1 protein-coding gene and 1 pseudogene are annotated in these 1,832 nt (G+C 56.9%); both read right to left on the reverse strand.

The window, feature by feature from the left end:
* Positions 1 to 478: 478 nt before the first annotated feature.
* A complete protein-coding gene (locus EOA24_RS36460; RefSeq protein ID WP_245501944.1) occupies positions 479 to 1,207 on the reverse strand; it encodes a hypothetical protein in 729 nt (242 codons plus the stop codon).
* 420 nt (positions 1,208 to 1,627) lie between these two features.
* Positions 1,628 to 1,832 (reverse strand): annotated as a pseudogene (locus EOA24_RS42580) (hypothetical protein); the annotation flags it as partial.

Raw genomic sequence — 1,832 nt, forward strand, 5'->3', positions numbered from 1 at the left:
CCTCCCCGCCGATGAGAGATTGTTGACCGACGTTCAAGTGCCGCCTCTTGCACCTCATGTCCGCCGTACAAATACCTCGACCGCCGATCGGGTTCGGCGGGCCAATTTCTACGCCAAAGGCCCTTGTCAGCAATCATGAGAGTGGTTTGAAGCCGAGCATTTGATTTGAAGCCGAGCATTGACCGGATGCGACGATGCGCGAGGCAGATCACGCTGCTCGCTGAACCAGAATTCGACCATCGCTGACACAGTCAGTGGCCGCAACGAAGATCCTCGATCGCGGACCTATGTACGTCTCGTCGAAATAGCACTTCCGGGTCACGCTACGCTTGTCCCGGTGTCATCGGCACTCCATTTGCTTGAGGCCAGCACCATCGTCGTCCTCGCACATTCTGGGAGAAGGCGGACGACAACCTGTTGGTTGCGCTGCAGCGAGCAACTGGCTTCTCCTGGAGATCGTGTCCGTCCATGACAACGGTCAGAGCGCTTCACCTGGGGGTGCGGAAATGTAGCATGACGCATAGATGTAGCCCGTCGTGCGCTCTAGGCGATCCTCTATGCCGAGTCTGGCCATAGCTTTCAGGGTCGCCCGCTGTTCCGTCGAGGTGGAGAAGCGGCTCTGGCGTTGTCTGCACCGTTCTAACGGCCGAGTTTCCAAGGAGAAAGCCCGAAGGGCCGCCGCGATATCGTCATAACTGAAGCGGTGCATTACGAAGGCGACGACCCACGGGCGTGACGTGGCGGACGCCCCATACACGCGTGCAAACGTTCGCTCGGTAGCGTAGCCCACGCAGCCGGTGCTGATAAGGATGTCGGCGTCCGCGAGTGCGCTACGTTCCTTGATCGTTAAGTCACGAGTTTCCAGATCAGCCGTGACGCCAGCCTCCAAAAGGCCCAGATCCAGCGCATAACGAACAGCCCAGAACGATGGGTCGACCCCGACGAACTGGATGTCGTCACGGAGGCCCTGATTGCGAAAAAAGGCGCGATGCTCGATTTCCTCTTGGCGCGACAGCGAGCCGCTGGGTGCCAGATAGGCAGCATAGAGATCGTCTAGGTCGAGATCAGTTCGCAGCAAAGCGGCGTTGACACCGTACGAGCAACCGACATCGATTATCTTCAACTTCGTCTTGTTTCGAATGCGTCGATAATCGGCGAAGATTCTTTCGAAGATCGGCTTGGCCCGATCTGGAAGCAGATAGTCCACGGCCAAACAAGCCCGAAAATAGGCGTGCGGCCATCTGCTATTGTAGCTGGCCGTAAAATCATGCTTTGCCTCCTGAATTCTACCGCGCTCCGCACTTGCTTCCTGACTTGACATGCTGCTTCCCTCTTCACTCCGATCGCAATCTCATCCACGAGAGGCGATTCAAAATAGTGCCGGGCTGGAGGAGAGGCCAAGAAGGCGATTTTCTGCCCAGCAACTCGGCTAAGGAACATCGCCGTGGCGTGTACTCGCCCACCTGGGATACCGACGGGCAGGCACTGAACTCTCGGCCGGCGGTCGATTGCAAAGCGCCGGCTCCGAGATCGCTCGCTTTCCCAGAGCCAGATCACTGGCACTTCGTCCCCGTCTCATGCTCGCGCAGTATCGTGATGATGATGCTTTTCCGTTAACTGCTTTCTTTCACGAGTCCGGGAGGTGAGGCGCCGCACACTGGTTTTGTTTGTTAACGATCGGAAATGGCGCGATAAACCAGCCTAATACGCCGACCGCACGATGAAGTATCGCTTCGGTCTCAGCATGACTGGATGAAGCGGCAATTACATGTCCGATACAGTCTCGATAGTCACCTTTTCTGACGATCTGCGCCTTTGGTTCAACATAGAAC

Origin of the sequence: Mesorhizobium sp. M2A.F.Ca.ET.039.01.1.1, from assembly GCF_003998035.1 — a bacterium.
GTDB lineage: Bacteria > Pseudomonadota > Alphaproteobacteria > Rhizobiales > Rhizobiaceae > Mesorhizobium.